Here is a 15,285-nt window from a genome sequence, read left to right on the forward strand (position 1 = left end):
GTACCCGGCCATCCGTCCCGTATCAGCCCCTGAGCGAAGCCATCCAGGCCTCGACCTCGTCCGATCGCCGGGGCAGGCCCGCCGACAGGTTCCGGTTCCCGTCCTCGGTCACCAGGATGTCGTCCTCGATCCGGACACCGATGCCCCGGTACTCCTCGGGCACCGTCAGATCGTCGGCCTGGAAGTACAGCCCCGGCTCGACGGTGAGGCACATCCCCGGCTCCAGCGTGCCGTCGACGTACGACTCCACGCGCGCGGCGGCGCAGTCGTGCACGTCCATGCCGAGCATGTGGCCCGTCCCGTGCAGCGTCCAGCGCCGCTGCAACCCCAGCTCCAGCACCCGCTCCACGGGACCCTCGACCAGCCCCCACTCGACGAGCCGCTCGGCGAGCACACGCTGCGCGGCGTCGTGGAAGTCCCGGTACTTGCCGCCCGGCTGCACGGCCGCGATACCGGCCTCCTGGGCGTCGTACACGGCGTCGTAGATCTTCTTCTGGATCTCGCTGAAGCGGCCGTTGACCGGGAGCGTGCGCGTGACGTCGGCGGTGTAGTACGTGTGCGTCTCGACGCCCGCGTCCAGCAGCAGCAGCTCACCGGAGCGCACCGGCCCGTCGTTGCGCACCCAGTGCAGCGTGCACGCGTGCGGCCCGGCCGCGGCGATCGTGCCGTAGCCGACGTCGTTGCCCTCCACCCGCGCGCGGAGGAAGAACGTGCCCTCGATGTACCGCTCGCTGGTCGCCTCGGCCTTGTCGAGCACGCGTACGACGTCCTCGAAGCCGCGCACCGTCGAGTCGACGGCCTTCTGCAGCTCGCCGATCTCGAACTCGTCCTTGACCAGCCGCGCCTCGGAGAGGAAGACCCGCAGCTCCTCGTCGCGCTCGGCGGTGACCTTGTCGGTCAGCGCCGCCTCGATCCCGGCGTCGTAGCCGCGCACGACGCGCACCGGACCGGTCGCCTCGCGCAGCGCGTCGGGCAGCTCGCGCACGTCGGAGGCCGGGATGCCGTACAGCTTCTCCGCCTCGGTCAGCGAGTGCCGGCGGCCGACCCACAGCTCGCCCTGGCCGGAGAGCCAGAACTCGCCGTTCTCGCGGTCGGAGCGCGGCAGGAGGTAGATCGTCGCCCGGTGGCCCTCGGCGGTCGGCTCGAGCACGAGCACGCCGTCCTCGGTCTGGTTGCCCGTGAGGTACGCGTACTCGACCGACGCCCGGAAGGGGTAGTCCGTGTCGTTCGAACGGGTCTTCAGGTTGCCCGCGGGGATCACCACACGCTCGCCCGGGAAGCGCGCGGACAGCGCCGCACGGCGGGCCGCGGTCTCGGCGGCCTGGGCGATCGGCCGCAGGTCGCGCAGCTCCGTGTCGGCCCAGCCGGACTTCATGTTCTCGGCCAGCTCGTCGGACACGCCCGGGTACAGGCCGTTCTTGCGCTGCTTGATGGGCTCTTCGGTCTCTTCCGGGTCCGCTGCGGCAGCAGCGGATGTATCAGCCGGATTGAGCTCGTCGGCCACGGTCATCCTCCTCGATACGGCACTGGACCCCCTCCATCGTACGGTCGTACGGAAGGGGGCCCAGGGACGAAAGGCCTGTTACCGAGGGAAGCGCGCGCGTACGGAAGAACACGCCTCCGGCTCACTCGAACCGTGCCGCCAGCAGGACGACGTCCTCCTCGCCGTCCGCCGCGTCCAGCCCCTCCGGCAGCACCGTGCGCAGCACATGGTCGGCGATCGCGTCGGGATCGTGCCGCAGCGCTCTCGGCACGCCGGCCGCCGCCGCGTGCAGCCGGGCGAAGGCGCGGTCGGTGGGGTCGCCGGTGCGGTGCAGCAGGCCGTCGGTGTAGAGCAGCACCGTCTCGCCGGGTTGCGCCTCGAGTTCCATGCTGGGCGCCTCCCAGCAGGCGAGCATGCCCAGCGGCGCGGACACCGACGTCTCCACGTACTCGGTGCGCCGCTCGCCGACCAGCAGCGGGGGGCAGTGCCCGGCGCCGGCCAGGGTGATCTTGCGCAGCGCGGGTTCGCAGTAGGCGAACAGGGCGGTGGCGGAGCGGGCGGGTTCGGTCAGGCGCAGCAGCAGCTCCAGGTCCGACAGGACGGCCACCGGGTCCTCGCCCTCCATCACGGCGTACGCGCGCAGGGAGGCCCGCAGCCGGCCCATCGCGGCGACGGCGCTCGGTCCGCAACCGGTCACCGAGCCGACCGCGAGGCCGAGGGCGGCGTCCGGCAGCGGCAGCGCGTCGTACCAGTCGCCTCCTCCGCGCGGGCCGGTGCGGTGCCGGGCGGCGAGCTGGACGCCGGGGACGCGGGGGAGCCGGGACGGCAGCAGCTCCTCGGCCATCGTCGCCATGCACGCACGCGTGCGCTCCACCTCGACCAGCCGGCCCAGGTGTTCACCGGCGTAGCGCGCGTACAGGCCGACGAGGTGGCGCCGGCGTTCGACCGGCTCGGCGGGCTCGTCGTACAGCCACACGGCGGCGCCCAGGCGGCCCGCGGCCTCGGCGGACAGGGGGAGGGAGTAGCTGGCGGCGTAGCCGAGGCGGGCGGCCACCTCGCGGTGGCGGGGGTCGAGGCCGTCCTCGGAGAGCAGGTCGGGCTCGGCGATCTCGCAATCCGCGCCCGGCAGTCCGTCCAGGATGCGGCCGTAGGGCATCGCGCTGCGCGGCACGGTCTCGATGTGACCGAGGTCGGCCCGGCCGAGGCCCAGGCCGATCGTCGTGGCCGGGCCGAGCCCGTCGGCCGGCTCCAGTACGACGAGACCGCGGCGGGCGCCCACCAGGGCGGCTCCGGCGCGCAGCAGTTCGGTCAGGGCGTCCGCGAGTGCGTCCGTGCGGGCCAGCCGTTCGGTCAGTTCATGGAGGGTCGTGAGGTCCGAGACCCAGCCGGCGAGACGGTCCTGGAGCAGTGCTCCCGGTGCGCTCGGCGGGGGGACCGGAGTGGTTCCCGGGGCGAGGGGCGCGGGCGCGACAGTGTGTGCGGGCGCGGGAACCGTTGAATCGATTCCAGCCACTTTCGGAGGGTGAGGGGCGTTCATGGCGTCCGGCTTTCCGACCGGTGCGTACTGCTCAAAAGCATCGCAAACCCCCATGTCATTCTGCGCCGCTAGCAGTGTCTCCACATGTACACGCACTCGTAAGGGGATGTCCAGCATTGTCCTGCTGGGATTCCTGGTGTCCGTGGTAAACAAGTGCCTTGACTGCCATAAAGCAAAGTTGGCCTAAAACTGCCTCAGGTAACGGGGTATTGCGGTCGACTGGCCTTGCTCCACGGAGCGTCACAGCGGTCGTGATGGGTACGTACTCGGAGAAGACCAGGGGCGGTTGACAGCCACCCGGAACCTGGTGACCAACCCGGGCGTCCTATCCACCGACGACCGTGCCCCATCCTCCCGTGGCGGAGGCGAAGAGAAATACACGGGACGGCAAAACGCCAGACTTCGCCACCCCCCGCCATGCCCATGCTTTTGACTGACGCAGTATGGGTGGCGGGGCTGCCACGGAAGCAGCCCACGTTCCGCCCATAGGGGTTCCCCTTGCCTCCGGCAGGGGTGTGATGCGCCAACAGGTACGCACAGTGAAGTGATCGACACATGGTGTGATGTGGCCCACGGTGTTGCCAGCGGTGCAACGGAAAGGAACGAGCGCTCATGCGCGAGATCCTCGGAAGGCGACGCAGGCTCCTGTCCCAGCGCAGTGACGGAAGGCCTGAGTTGATCAGCGCGGCCCTGACCTTCGCGACGGAATGGCAGTGGCCCGTACTCCCGGGTGTGGCGGCGGATCCGCAGGGGCGTTCCCGCTGCGCCTGCCCCGACCCCGAGTGCACGGTGCCCGGCGCGCATCCCTTCGACCCCGGTCTCCTCGCCGCCACCACCGACGCCCGGATGGTGCGCTGGTGGTGGACCAACCGGCCCGCGGCGCCGATCGTCCTGGCCACCGGCGGCAAAGCGCCCTGTGCGGTGAGCCTGCCGGCCCTGGCCGCCGCGCACACCCTCACCGCCCTGGACCGCATGGGCCTGCGCCTGGGCCCGGTCGTGGCCTCGCCCGGCCGCTGGGCGATCCTGGTGAAGCCGTACTCCCTGGAGCAGCTGGGCGAACTGCTCTACGCCAAGGACTTCGTCCCCGGCTCCCTGCGCTTTCACGGCGAGGGCGGATACCTCGCGCTGCCGCCGTCCGAGACCGGTGAGGGCGAGATCCGCTGGGAGCGCGCGCCGCTGCCCGGTTCCGCCTCCCCCTGGGTCCCGGACGTCGAGCCCGTGGTGGACGCGGCGGTGGAGGTCCTCACTCGTACGGGTGTCAGCGCGCCCGAGTTGTAGGGGTGTCGAGCGCGCGTGGGGCGGCACACGCGCGCGTGGTCGTTATCTTCCGCTCTATGCCGCGTCATTCCGGTGGGCACCCCACGGACCCCCGAACCCGTCTGCTCGCCCTCACCGCCGTCGTGGTGTGCGCGGTCGCGCTGCCGCTGGCCGTTGCCTCCGCGGGCCCGGTGGGCGACCAGGGCCGTGCCGTCGTCCGCACCCTGACCCACGACGACCCCAAGCTGCCCGCCGCCGAGCCCAGCCGCTCCCCCTTCCTGCTCGGCCTGGGCCTGGCCACCGCGGCCCGCTGCGGTCCCCAACTCACCTCACCCCAGGGCGTCGAGGCGCAGACCTGTGTGCTCACGCAGGGCCAGGACACCTGGGCGCGGACCTACTACCGCAACGCCACCGGCCGGGCCCTGGACTCCGTCCTGAGCCTCATGGGCCCCGGCGGCCGGACCGTGCAGACGAACTGCGCCGTGGACGGCGGTGACGAGCCGGGGACCTGTGAGACGCCACGAGAGCGCACCCGGGGCTCGCTGGACGGCTACACGGCCGTGTCCGAGTTCGCGGAGCGCGGCGGGAGCGGGCGGCTGCTGCTGAGGTCCGGGAGCAACTCCGGGGACACCGCGGCAAGTTGACGAGCGACGGCATTCCGTAAAGGAAGCGCGGCAGGAAAAAGACCCGGTTGCTGGCGACGGGGGATGCACCAGCAACCGGGCTACTCGAACGGTAACAAGAGATCGGCGGTTCGCAAATTCGATCCGGGCTTTCCGGTCAACCATGTCCCTTGCCCCTGACGGGACTTGTGAGCGCTGTCACCGGTCGCTCGTGACCCGGCGGGGCTGATCCGTCGTTCAGCCCCGTCCGATTTCGTCACCGCCTGTCAACTGAGCGTGACCTGCCGGTTGGTGAGGCCGCCGCGCGCGCGGCGCTCGTCGGCAGTCAGCGGCGCGTCCGAGGCGAGAGCACCGGCGAGCCGCTCGGCGAACTCCGCGGCCGGTTTCTCGATGTCCTCGGCGGTGACCGAACTCGGCAGGTCCCAGACCGGCACGGTGAGTCCGTGAGCGCGGAAGGAACCCACGAGGCGGGTGCCGTCACCGAGGTTCGACCGGCCTGCCGCGTGCAGCCGCGCGAGAGCGTCCAGAAGCCGCTCCTCCTCGTGCGGCATGACCCAGCGCAGGTGGTTCTTCTCCGGCGTCTCGCACCAGTACGCGGCGTCCACCCCGGTCAGCTTCACCGTCGGGATGGCCGCGGCGTTGGCCCGCTCCAGGGAGGCGGTCACGTCCGGGGTGGCGTTCTCCGGGTCGGGGACCCAGAACTCGAAACCGCTGTGCACAACTGGCTCGAACGCGCCTTCGGGATCGAGCAGCTCCTGCAGCCGCGGACCGTCGGAGGGCGCCCGCCGGCCCTCGACCGGGGTGCCCGGCTCGGCCGTGAGCGCGCGCTGGAGCGTGTCGGCGAGGTCGCGGCTGATGTCGCCCGACGCCGTGTCGTTCTGCAGGCCGAGCAGCACCGAGCCGTCGTCGCGGCGCAGGGCCGGCCAGGCCATCGGCAGCACCGTGGCGAGCGTGACCGACGGGACGCCCTCGGGGAGTCCGTCCTTCAGCGTCAGCTCGACCGTGGCCGCGGGCACCAGCTCGCGCAGCGCCACCCAGTCGCACTCACCGGGCAGTCCCTCGAAGGGACGGTGCACCAGCTCGGTCGCCGCGTGCTGGGCGGCCCGGCCGTGACAGGCCTTGTAGCGGCGGCCGCTGCCGCAGGGGCAGGGTTCGCGCGCGCCGACGACCGGGATCTCTCCATCGGCGATCTGGGGCTTGGCCTTCGTCTGGGGTCGCTTCTTGGCCATCGTGGGTGTCTCCCGGTTACGGCTCGTCTCGTACGTCGGGAGCCTAGCCGTTCGCGCCAGGAACGACGGGAGCCTGTGGACAAGCGGCGGCGCTCGTGCCGACCTGGGGACGACGCGTCGCCCTCTTTCGAAACCCGCGTCTCAGTCCAGGTCGTCGAACGCGTCCGCGAACTCCAGGCCGGGCATTCCGGGGATCCGTGACACCGTCGGTGCCGTCACGCGCGTGGCGAAGTCGTCGCGCCGGCGTCCGGCGTCCGGGTCGTGAACGTCCTCGTGGACGACCACCCACACCGTGACCTCGCCCCGGGCGTCGTCCCGCACGCCCCAGTCGTCGGCCAGCGCGGTGATGATGTTCAGCCCGCGGCCGCCGTGCGCGGTGACCGAGGGCGTGGCCGGAGCAGGGCGGGTGGGCCCGCCGCCGTCCGTCACCTCCACCGTGAGCCTGCCGCTCCCGTCGACCCGCCAGGCCGCACGGACGTCACCGTCACCGGCCAGGGCGTCGCCCAGGGGCCGACCGTGTTTGCACGCGTTGCTCAAGAGTTCGGAAAGAATCAGTACGGCATCGTCGATGACCGCTTCCGACACACCGCCCCTGCGCAGTTGCGCACGCATACGGTGTCTCGCCTCCCCCACGCCCGCAGGGCCATGGGGTACGGCCATGCTCGACGACGTGGGCACTTCCTGTGCCACCACCAACGCCACCCCCGAGACCTCCTTCGCCCCACGCCACGGTGTGGATGCCCCATTGGCCTGTACCGGAAACCGGTCGGCACGCGTCCGGTGACGCATTCGCAACGATCGAATACGGATCGAACGCGCCGGAGCACTCCCAGTAGTCGAGTGGCCTGAATTCGACGGTCGCCGGAGTGGGAGAATGGCGTTAAAGGGGGCGAAGGGTCAAGAGTTCTTCACAGGTCTTTACCAGTGGCACACCATCAACGGCCGAGCTGACGCAGCACCGCGCGCGGGCGGTTGGTGATGATGGCGTCGACCCCCAGCTCCAGGCAGAGGTCCACGTCCTCGGGCTCGTTGACGGTCCACACGTGCACCTGGTGTCCCGCCCGCTTCAGGCGCTCGATGTACCCCGGGTGGTTGCGCACGATCCGGATCGAGGGGCCCGCGATCCGGACACCGGCCGGCAGCCGCCCGTCCCGCAGCCGCGGTGAGACGAACTGCAGCAGATAGACCGTCGGCAGGTTCGGCGCGGCGGCCCGCACGCGATGCAGCGACCGCGCCGAGAAACTCATCACGCGGACCGGGGACTCCGCGGCCGCGGCGGGCGCGTCCAGCCCGAACCGCTTCAGCAGCACCAGCAGCCGCTCCTCCACCTGCCCCGCCCAGCGCGTGGGGTGCTTGGTCTCGATGGCCAGTTCCACGCGCCGCCCGGCGTCCGCGACCAGCTCCAGCAGCCGCTCCAGGGTGAGGACGGCGGTGTGCTCACGCCCCTCCGGCAGGTACTCCCAGTCGGGCTCCTCGTCGCGCGTGCGCCAGAACTCGCGCGCCTTGCGGGAGCCGAAGTCCAGGGCGGCCAGATCGGCGAGCTCCAGCGCCGACACCGCGCCCCGGCCGTTGGACGTACGGTTGACGCGACGGTCGTGGACGCAGACGAGGTGGCCGTCCGCCGTCAGGCGTACATCGCATTCGAGGGCGTCCGCGCCGTCCTCGATCGCCTTCTTGTAGGCGGCGAGGGTGTGCTCCGGGGCCTCCTCGGAGGCTCCGCGGTGGGCGACGACTTGGATCGTGTGCTGCCGTACGTGGGTCACCGCGTCATGGTGCCACCGCCAGGGGGTAGGCGTGGCGTCGGAGAGGCAGAGAATGCATCCTTTTTGCGAGTCATGACCTATATAAAGAATGGCCCCGGACCCACAGGCACCGCTTATGGTGCCCTGACGGCTCATGGGAAAAGCTGACGGCATACAAAAGGACATGCACAGCTGCAGCGCGCCGGACCGTCGAGCAACGTGAACGGGCGTGACCGAGTGCGACCGAGAAGAACAGCCGTGGATCGAGGAGAGAAGCTGTGAGCACCGAGAACGAGGGCACCGCGGTACCCCCGGCCCCGTCTGCACCCCCCGTGCCGGTGGACGCTCCCGCTCCCTCGGCACCCGCGGCCCCCGAGGGGGGCGCGCCGACCACCCCGCTCCCGCCGGCTCCTCAGGGCGCTCCCGGCCCGCAGGGGCAGGGTCAGCCGCACGCGGGCCACGCGCCCGCGTACGCGTCGACGGAACCGCACGACCCCCAGGGCCACGCAGGCTCCGGCGGCTCGGCCCCCGACGCCTCCTGGCCGCCCCCGCCGCCCGCGACCCCCTCGTACGCCGACGGCTCCGGCGGCTCGAACTCCGGCTGGGGTTCCTCCTACCAGCCGCAGCAGCAGCCCCCGAAGTCCGGCCGCGGCGGCCTGGTCGCCGCGATCCTGGTGGCCGCGCTGGTCGCCGGCGGTCTGGGCGGCGGTCTCGGCTACACGCTGGCCAAGAACAACGACGACAACAGCGGCTCCACGACGGTCTCCGCCTCCACCAGCGGCGGCGCCGTCAAGCGCGACGCCGGCACGGTCGCGGGCGTGGCCGCCCGGGCGCTGCCCAGCACGGTCACCATCGAGGCCGAGTCCACCAACGGCGAGGGCGGCACCGGCACCGGGTTCGTCTTCGACACCCAGGGCCACATCGTCACCAACAACCACGTCGTCGCCGATGCTCTCGACGGCGGCAAGCTGACGGCCACCTTCCCGAACGGCAAGAAGTACGACGCCGAGGTGGTCGGACACGCGCAGGGCTACGACGTCGCCGTCATCAAGCTGAAGAACCCCCCGTCGGACCTCAAGCCGCTCACCCTGGGCGACTCCGACAAGGTCGCGGTCGGCGACTCCACGATCGCCATCGGCGCCCCCTTCGGTCTGTCTAACACGGTGACGACGGGCATCATCAGCGCCAAGAACCGCCCGGTGGCCTCCAGCGACGGCCAGGGCTCCAACGCCTCCTACATGAGCGCTCTGCAGACGGACGCCTCGATCAACCCGGGCAACTCGGGAGGCCCGCTCCTCGACGCCCAGGGCAACGTGATCGGCATCAACTCGGCGATCCAGTCCACCGGCAGCGGCGGTCTCGGCGGCACCAGCCAGTCCGGCTCCATCGGTCTGGGCTTCGCCATCCCGATCAACCAGGCCGAGTACGTCGCCCAGCAGCTGATCAAGACCGGCAAGCCGGTCTACGCCAAGATCGGCGCGTCCGTCTCCCTGGAGGACTCCAGCAACGGCGCCAAGATCACCGATCAGGGTGCGGGCGGCGCCTCCGCGGTGGAATCGGGCGGTCCCGCCGACAAGGCAGGCCTCAAGCCCGGGGACGTCATCACCAAGCTCGACGACATGGTGATCGACTCCGGTCCGACCCTGATCGGCGAGATCTGGACCCACAAGCCGGGCGACAAGGTCACGCTCACCTACGAGCGCGACGGCAAGTCCCACACCGTGGACCTGACCCTCGGCTCCCGCGTCGGCGACAGCTGACCTCACCGACCCACGCGCGCGTACCTCCCCGGTCGATCAACAACTGACCCACGCGCGCGTGCGGACCCGTTACCCTGGTCCCGCGCCGTTCGATCTCCTGGACGGCGCGGGGTGGGTTGCCCGAGCGGCCTAAGGGAACGGTCTTGAAAACCGTCGTGGCAGCGATGTCACCGTGGGTTCAAATCCCACACCCACCGCTTCGCAGGCCGGAAACCTGCGGATCAGTGTCAGAAGGGGTGCCCCTCTCCGGAGCGGCACCCCTTCCGCGTGCAACGCACTGTCCCGGGGATTGCGGGGCATCGCCACGATCTTAGAATCGAACGTGTGAACGACCCTGTCCCGTCGAGACTCGCACTGCTCCGCTTCCTCGAACGCGTGCAGGAACGGGACCTCGCCCGCACCCGCCGGTGGATCCTCGACGAGGAACGCCGCGAGGCCGAGCGGCAGCGCGGCGTCCAGGCCCGTCCGCCGGCGCCGGAGTGGCTCATCGAGGTGGGGCTGAACCGGCACGCCGCACCGCTGTACGTGCACGCGGGGGACTGCTGGAACGCGGGCAGGCGCACTCAGGGCATCAGCCGCGACCAGGCGCGGCGCGCGCTCGCCGACGGGATCAAGCCCTGCCCGCAGTGCCAGCCGGACACGGCCCTGGGGATGCTGGACTAGTCAGCATCCGGACCTGTTCCGGTGACCGCGCGGCTAGAGCTCGAAGTCCCGAGCCAGTCCCGCCCAGTCCACCTCCCGCAGACCCGCCTCCGCGTCGCATTCGTTCGGCACGTCCGGGGTCGGCTGGAACCAGATGACCGTGAGGGAGGAGCGGTACAGGACCGGGTCGTGGTCCGGGTCGAGGGGCGCCGAGTGCAGGGAGCCGACGCAGGCGACCGGAGGCAGGACCTCGACGGGGCCGAACGCGCCGGAGTAGTGGTCGGGGTATTCGCGCGCGGGCGGGACGAGATGGACCGGGGTGGCGGGGGAGGCGCGCTCGGCGGTGTGGAGCAGGCCCTTGATCTTCATGTCGTTGACCAGTCGGCAGGGATAGCCCTCCAGCATCCCGCCGTACGTCGACGACAGCCGAAGCTCGGTGAGCTCGACGGGGCGGCCGGAGGTGAGGATCACGCGGGTCAGCGACATGAACCGCACTCCAGGGCGGTCGTGCATGGACTTCCTTTGCTCTTGGTGCCGGTGGCCTCACGGCCGGTGCCCTGTCATGCGCGCCGCCGACGCGATCGTCGCCCGTGCCTCGCGTTCGGTCAGGCCGGTGTTGAGCGCGGCGTCGACCAAGGGGGCGACGAGGGCGGGGCCGATGCCGTTCTCGTAGGCCCGGCAGGCGGCCCAGAACAGCCGGGTGTTGCGCTGTCCCTCGTGCGCGGCGAGGACGAACTGCACCAGCCCCTGACCGTGGTCGCCCGCCGAGGGATGTGTCGCCGGGTGGACGGGGCGCGGCGGCGGGAGCAGCAGGCGCAGCAGGGCCGGTGGGCAGGCGGCCGGGGCGAGGTGGGCGGTGCCGGGGGCCGTCGTATAGGCGCCGTGGTCGGTGCGGGAGCCCGGTCCGACGAGGTAGCCGCCGGCGCCGCGGATGTCGATGCCCGGGGCCAGGCGGCCAGCGGAGTTGGGGACGGCCACGTCCGGCGGGCCGGTGAGCCACAGATGGCGGCCGCCGCTGGGGGTGAGCACGACCACGGTGTCCGGGATGGTGAACAGGTGGCGTAAGGCGAGTTCACGCAGCGCCGTCGAGGAGTCCGTGCCGGTCTTGGTGTCGAGGTCGACGCCGATCAGATGGTGGGGCGGCAGACCGCAGGCGATGCCGTAGCCGGTCGCCCAGGGGGCCGCGGCGAACAGTTCACGGATGCGCGCGGGGTCGGTCGAGGCGTCGTACACGCCGTGGCCGAGGCGTCCGCACTCGCCGTGGCAGGGGCGGGACTCGGGGTCGTCGCGGTGAGGGGAGCGAAGGGCCGGGAGTTTCGTCCGGGACAGGGGGATGACGGCCAGTCCGCGCTCGGCGGCTGACAGGGCGTGTGCGAGGGCCAGCGTCGTGGCCTGCCGGTCGGTGGTGGCCATGCCTCCATGTTCGTACGTACGTTCGAAAAAGGGAAGGGTCTTCGAACGCGACGCGCCCGTCCGGAGAGATTGGCCGGAAAACTGCCGGAACGCTTCATCCCTTCTGCCACTTGAAGGCCGGGGGTCCGCTCCGCCCGAACTGAGTGCGGAAAGTGGCGAAAGGGGTTTATCGACTTGTCGTAGCACTTGAGTGGGAATCGAGGCTTCCGGGGTGGTTCGCCGGGGATTCGGTGGGCAACTCTGGTCTCGCGACGTCGTGCACAGCACCGAGGCGGTCGGCCAACTGCCTTGGTAACAGCCCCACTTGACGCACTTCCGGCTGAAGGCCGGGTTCTGGAGGAAGAAACATGGCAAGCATCCGTACCGCCCGCGTCATCGCCGCCGTCTCCGCCCTCCCGCTGGCAGCCGCCCTGTTCACGGGCGTCGCGGCGGCGGACAACGGCGCCTTCGCCGGCGACGGATCGAACGCGGGTGTCGCGAGCGTCGTCGGCAGCGGCGTCGGACACGACAACAAGGGCAACTCGTCCACCACGCAGCAGAACGCGGTCGGCTCCGGCGCCTCGAACCAGAGCAACACCGCGCAGGTCAACGGCTCCGCGTTCACCGCCATCCAGCAGGGAAACGAGAACGTCGCCGTCCACTTCAGCCGCCTGTGGTGAGCCGGCGGCCCTGACTCGCGGAGTCGGGCGCCTGGGGGGTGGGGGGTCACGCGTCCGCGCGGCGGTACTTCGGTGCCGCCGCGCGGACGCGTGTTTGTCTCGGGGGACGGCCTGCACGGCGCATCGGGAACGACCTTGACAGTCCACCGGATCTGACGGACAGTCAGAAAACTCTCGCCGAGGTCGTGGAACCCGACCGGCGGCTGCGGTGTACCAGAAGTGTCAATGCGATGCGATGCGGCGCGGGACGAGGGGGCGATGGTGAGCGAGGACGAGCCGGCCGCACGGCTGAAGGAATACGAGGGACGGGCCGCCGCCGCCTCCGGTACGGGCAAGGACCCGGTCAACCTGCCCATGATCCGGCACTGGTGCGAGGCGATGGGCGACACCAACCCGGCGTACGAGGGCCCGGACGCCATCTCCCCGCCCACCATGCTCCAGGCCTGGACCATGGGAGGCCTCTCAGGGCACACGGGCCGCTCGCAGGCGTACGACGAGCTGCTCGGCCTCCTCGACGAGGCGGGCTGCACCTCGGTCGTCGCCACGGACTGCGAGCAGGAGTACGTCAGGCCCCTGCGGCCAGGCGACGAGGTCACCTTCGACACCGTGATCGAGTCGGTCTCCGACCGCAAGACGACCAAGCTGGGGACGGGGTACTTCGTCACCACACGCACGGAGGTACGGGTCGGCCAGGCCCGCCACCTGGCCGGCACCCACCGCTTCCGCATCCTCAAGTACGCCCCCGCGGGCAGGAGGCCCAAGGAACCGGAGCGCAAGGAGAAACAGCCGGCCAGAAGGGGGACTCAGCCACCCGCCCGCCGTCCCCGCCCGGTCGTCAACCGCGACAACGCCGGTTTCTGGGAGGGCGTGGGACGCCACCGCCTCCTCATCCAGCGCTGCGCGGCCTGCGGCACCATCCGCTTCCCCTGGCTGCCGGGTTGCAACGCCTGCGGTGGCCCGGACTGGGACACGGTCGAGGCGAGCGGCGAGGGGAGGGTCTATTCCTACGTCGTCATGCACCACCCGCCCTTCCCGGCGTTCGATCCCCCGTACGCCGTGGCCCTCATAGAGCTCGCCGAAGGCGTCCGCATGATCAGCAACGTCATCGGCGTGCCCTGCGACAAGGTGCGCATAGGACTGCCCGTCCATCTCGAATTCCAGTCGTACGACGACGAGTTGGTGCTGCCCGTGTTCCGCGCCCGGGAGGAGGAGACCGTATGAGGACCGGTGAGAAGCTTCCGCCGCTGGAGATCCCGATCACCCGCACCCTGATCGTGGCCGGCGCCATCGCCTCCCGCGACTACCAGGACGTGCACCACGACGCCGAGTTGGCCCGGCAGAAGGGCTCCCCGGACATCTTCATGAACATCCTGACGACGAACGGCCTGGTCGGCCGCTACATCACCGACCACTTCGGACCCACGGCCCGCCTCCGCAAGGTCGCCATACGACTGGGTGCGCCCAACTACCCCGGCGACACCATGGTGTTGACGGGCACGGTCGAAGAGGTCGACGGTGACACGGCGACGGTCCGGGTGGTCGGGTCGAACGGCATCGGCAGACACGTGACCGGCAGGGTGACGGTCACGGTCCCCTCGGCGGGCGCGGTCACTGTGCCCACCGGCGCCACCGTGCCCACCGACACCGCCGCCCCCTCAGGAGGTGCCGGATGAGTGTCCGCAGGCCGGACAGCCTCGGTGGCCGGGCAGCCGTGGTCGGGATCGGGGCCACCGAGTTCTCCAAGGACTCGGGGCGCAGTGAGCTGCGGCTCGCCGTGGAGGCGGTGCGGGCGGCGCTGGACGACGCGGGGCTGACGCCGGGCGACGTGGACGGGATGGTGACGTTCACGATGGACACCAGCCCGGAGATCACCGTGGCGCAGGCGTCCGGGATCGGCGAGCTGTCCTTTTTCTCGCGCATCCACTACGGCGGCGGCGCGGCCTGCGCCACCGTCCAGCAGGCGGCGCTGGCGATCGCCGGCGGTGTCGCCGAGGTCGTCGTCTGCTACCGGGCCTTCAACGAGCGCTCCGGCCGCCGCTTCGGCTCGGGCGTGCAGCACCGGGAGCCGTCCGCGGAGGGCACCGCGCTCGGCTGGTCCCTGCCGTTCGGACTGCTCACCCCGGCCTCCTGGGTGGCGATGTCGGCGCAGCGCTATCTGCACACCTACGGGCTGACCCCGGAGGCGTTCGGGCACGTGGCGGTGGTCGACCGGAAGTACGCGGCGACGAACCCGGCGGCGTACTTCCACGGCCGGCCGATCACCCTCGCCGACCACGCGGCCTCGCGTTGGATCGTCGAACCGCTCAGGCTCCTGGACTGTTGCCAGGAGACGGACGGCGGCCAGGCGATCGTCGTGACGTCCGTCGAGCGCGCCCGCGATCTGCCCCACCCGCCCGCGGTCGTCGCGGCGGCCGCCCAGGGCGCCGGGCGCGGTCAGGAGCAGATGACGAGCTTCTACCGTGACGACCTCACCGGCCTGCCCGAGATGGGCGTGGTGGCCCGCCAGCTGTGGCGGTCCTCCGGGCTCACGCCGGCCGAGGTGGACGTGGCGATCCTGTACGACCACTTCACGCCGTTCGTGCTGATGCAGCTGGAGGAGTTCGGGTTCTGCGGCAAGGGGGAGGGGGCCGACTTCATGGCCGGGGAGAGCCTGCCGGTCAACACCCACGGGGGACAGCTCGGAGAGGCGTACCTCCATGGGATGAACGGGATCGCCGAAGGGGTGAGACAGCTGCGCGGGACGGCGGTGAACCGAATACCGGGCGCCAAGCGGGTCCTGGTCACGGCGGGCACCGGCGTGCCCACCTCGGGCCTGGTCCTGGCAGCGGACGGCTGACCCGGGGCCCGGGGTGCTCCCCCAGGGGTAATCCCGCAGTACGTGTCACCCCCTCGTCCACCTTCAGGAGGTGCAGCCAGCCCCACCCCTACAACCTGAGGGGG

Annotated in this window: 15 protein-coding genes and 1 tRNA gene; 9 read left to right on the top strand and 7 right to left on the bottom strand. The window is 71.1% G+C overall.

Annotated elements, in window-relative coordinates; translation table 11 throughout:
- Nucleotides 1-22: 22 nt before the first annotated feature.
- A complete protein-coding gene (locus tag MKW14_RS12770) occupies nt 23-1,510 on the bottom strand; it encodes an aminopeptidase P family protein (RefSeq protein WP_240862254.1) in 1,488 nt (495 codons plus the stop codon).
- Between the two features lie 115 nt (nt 1,511-1,625).
- Nucleotides 1,626-3,137 carry a PP2C family protein-serine/threonine phosphatase gene (locus MKW14_RS12775; protein ID WP_240862256.1) on the bottom strand — a complete coding sequence of 504 codons (1,512 nt, stop codon included), beginning with the start codon at nt 3,135-3,137 and terminating at the stop codon, nt 1,626-1,628.
- A 495-nt stretch (nt 3,138-3,632) separates the two neighbouring features.
- Here MKW14_RS12775 and MKW14_RS12780 point away from each other — a divergent pair, with 495 nt between their 5' ends.
- Nucleotides 3,633-4,298 carry a bifunctional DNA primase/polymerase gene (locus MKW14_RS12780; RefSeq protein WP_240862257.1) on the top strand — a complete coding sequence of 222 codons (666 nt, stop codon included), beginning with the start codon at nt 3,633-3,635 and terminating at the stop codon, nt 4,296-4,298.
- A 56-nt stretch (nt 4,299-4,354) separates the two neighbouring features.
- Entirely contained in the window at nt 4,355-4,921 is a 567-nt protein-coding gene (locus MKW14_RS12785) for a hypothetical protein (protein WP_240862259.1), read from the top strand.
- A gap of 245 nt (nt 4,922-5,166) precedes the next feature.
- Here the strand turns inward: MKW14_RS12785 and MKW14_RS12790 are convergent, their stop codons facing one another.
- The 3 genes from MKW14_RS12790 to MKW14_RS12800 form a co-directional block, all read right to left on the bottom strand.
- Nucleotides 5,167-6,129 carry a DUF5926 family protein gene (locus tag MKW14_RS12790; protein WP_240862261.1) on the bottom strand — a complete coding sequence of 321 codons (963 nt, stop codon included), beginning with the start codon at nt 6,127-6,129 and terminating at the stop codon, nt 5,167-5,169.
- Nucleotides 6,130-6,270: 141 nt separating this feature from the next.
- Complete coding sequence (locus tag MKW14_RS12795) at nt 6,271-6,918, bottom strand: ATP-binding protein (protein WP_240862263.1); 648 nt, start codon at nt 6,916-6,918, stop codon at nt 6,271-6,273.
- Between the two features lie 146 nt (nt 6,919-7,064).
- Entirely contained in the window at nt 7,065-7,892 is an 828-nt protein-coding gene (locus MKW14_RS12800; RefSeq protein WP_240862265.1) for a glycerophosphodiester phosphodiesterase, read from the bottom strand.
- 257 nt (nt 7,893-8,149) lie between these two features.
- Here MKW14_RS12800 and MKW14_RS12805 point away from each other — a divergent pair, with 257 nt between their 5' ends.
- The 3 genes from MKW14_RS12805 (at nt 8,150) to MKW14_RS12815 (ending at nt 10,294) form a co-directional block, all read left to right on the top strand.
- Nucleotides 8,150-9,631, top strand: a complete 1,482-nt coding sequence (locus tag MKW14_RS12805) for a S1C family serine protease (protein WP_240862266.1) — start codon at nt 8,150-8,152, stop codon at nt 9,629-9,631.
- A gap of 110 nt (nt 9,632-9,741) precedes the next feature.
- A tRNA-Ser gene (locus MKW14_RS12810) sits at nt 9,742-9,828 on the top strand.
- A gap of 127 nt (nt 9,829-9,955) precedes the next feature.
- Complete coding sequence (locus MKW14_RS12815) at nt 9,956-10,294, top strand: DUF6233 domain-containing protein (RefSeq protein ID WP_240862268.1); 339 nt, start codon at nt 9,956-9,958, stop codon at nt 10,292-10,294.
- Between the two features lie 33 nt (nt 10,295-10,327).
- Here the strand turns inward: MKW14_RS12815 and MKW14_RS12820 are convergent, their stop codons facing one another.
- The gene (locus MKW14_RS12820) at nt 10,328-10,786 is read right to left on the bottom strand and encodes a hypothetical protein (protein WP_240862270.1); all 459 of its coding nucleotides are present in this window, start codon (nt 10,784-10,786) and stop codon (nt 10,328-10,330) included.
- Between the two features lie 30 nt (nt 10,787-10,816).
- Complete coding sequence (locus tag MKW14_RS12825) at nt 10,817-11,686, bottom strand: bifunctional DNA primase/polymerase (RefSeq protein ID WP_240862272.1); 870 nt, start codon at nt 11,684-11,686, stop codon at nt 10,817-10,819.
- Between the two features lie 347 nt (nt 11,687-12,033).
- Here MKW14_RS12825 and MKW14_RS12830 point away from each other — a divergent pair, with 347 nt between their 5' ends.
- The 4 genes from MKW14_RS12830 (at nt 12,034) to MKW14_RS12845 (ending at nt 15,181) form a co-directional block, all read left to right on the top strand.
- The gene (locus MKW14_RS12830) at nt 12,034-12,345 is read left to right on the top strand and encodes a hypothetical protein (protein ID WP_240862273.1); all 312 of its coding nucleotides are present in this window, start codon (nt 12,034-12,036) and stop codon (nt 12,343-12,345) included.
- A 258-nt stretch (nt 12,346-12,603) separates the two neighbouring features.
- Nucleotides 12,604-13,566: a bifunctional MaoC family dehydratase N-terminal/OB-fold nucleic acid binding domain-containing protein gene (locus MKW14_RS12835; RefSeq protein ID WP_240862345.1), complete on the top strand. Its 963-nt coding sequence runs from the start codon at nt 12,604-12,606 to the stop codon at nt 13,564-13,566.
- Nucleotides 13,563-14,018, top strand: a complete 456-nt coding sequence (locus MKW14_RS12840; protein ID WP_240862275.1) for a MaoC family dehydratase — start codon at nt 13,563-13,565, stop codon at nt 14,016-14,018. The genes MKW14_RS12835 and MKW14_RS12840 overlap by 4 nt, the downstream gene beginning before the upstream one ends.
- Entirely contained in the window at nt 14,015-15,181 is a 1,167-nt protein-coding gene (locus MKW14_RS12845; RefSeq protein ID WP_240862278.1) for a lipid-transfer protein, read from the top strand. Before MKW14_RS12840 ends, MKW14_RS12845 begins: the two co-directional genes overlap by 4 nt.
- Nucleotides 15,182-15,285 lie beyond the last annotated feature (104 nt).

This window comes from Streptomyces gilvus (genome assembly GCF_022513565.1).
Taxonomy (GTDB): Bacteria; Actinomycetota; Actinomycetes; order Streptomycetales; family Streptomycetaceae; genus Streptomyces; species Streptomyces gilvus.

What these genes read in the sequence shown, in the direction of transcription:
- MKW14_RS12820 (WP_240862270.1), bottom strand. Translation starts at nt 10,786, where the DNA reads ATGCACGACCGCCCTGGAGTGCGGTTCATGTCGCTGACCCGCGTGATC.
- MKW14_RS12770 (WP_240862254.1), bottom strand. Translation starts at nt 1,510, where the DNA reads ATGACCGTGGCCGACGAGCTCAATCCGGCTGATACATCCGCTGCTGCC.
- MKW14_RS12825 (WP_240862272.1), bottom strand. Translation starts at nt 11,686, where the DNA reads ATGGCCACCACCGACCGGCAGGCCACGACGCTGGCCCTCGCACACGCC.
- MKW14_RS12785 (WP_240862259.1), top strand. Translation starts at nt 4,355, where the DNA reads ATGCCGCGTCATTCCGGTGGGCACCCCACGGACCCCCGAACCCGTCTG.
- MKW14_RS12790 (WP_240862261.1), bottom strand. Translation starts at nt 6,129, where the DNA reads ATGGCCAAGAAGCGACCCCAGACGAAGGCCAAGCCCCAGATCGCCGAT.
- MKW14_RS12775 (WP_240862256.1), bottom strand. Translation starts at nt 3,137, where the DNA reads ATGCTGGACATCCCCTTACGAGTGCGTGTACATGTGGAGACACTGCTA.
- MKW14_RS12845 (WP_240862278.1), top strand. Translation starts at nt 14,015, where the DNA reads ATGAGTGTCCGCAGGCCGGACAGCCTCGGTGGCCGGGCAGCCGTGGTC.
- MKW14_RS12795 (WP_240862263.1), bottom strand. Translation starts at nt 6,918, where the DNA reads ATGCGTCACCGGACGCGTGCCGACCGGTTTCCGGTACAGGCCAATGGG.
- MKW14_RS12835 (WP_240862345.1), top strand. Translation starts at nt 12,604, where the DNA reads ATGGTGAGCGAGGACGAGCCGGCCGCACGGCTGAAGGAATACGAGGGA.
- MKW14_RS12840 (WP_240862275.1), top strand. Translation starts at nt 13,563, where the DNA reads ATGAGGACCGGTGAGAAGCTTCCGCCGCTGGAGATCCCGATCACCCGC.
- MKW14_RS12780 (WP_240862257.1), top strand. Translation starts at nt 3,633, where the DNA reads ATGCGCGAGATCCTCGGAAGGCGACGCAGGCTCCTGTCCCAGCGCAGT.
- MKW14_RS12830 (WP_240862273.1), top strand. Translation starts at nt 12,034, where the DNA reads ATGGCAAGCATCCGTACCGCCCGCGTCATCGCCGCCGTCTCCGCCCTC.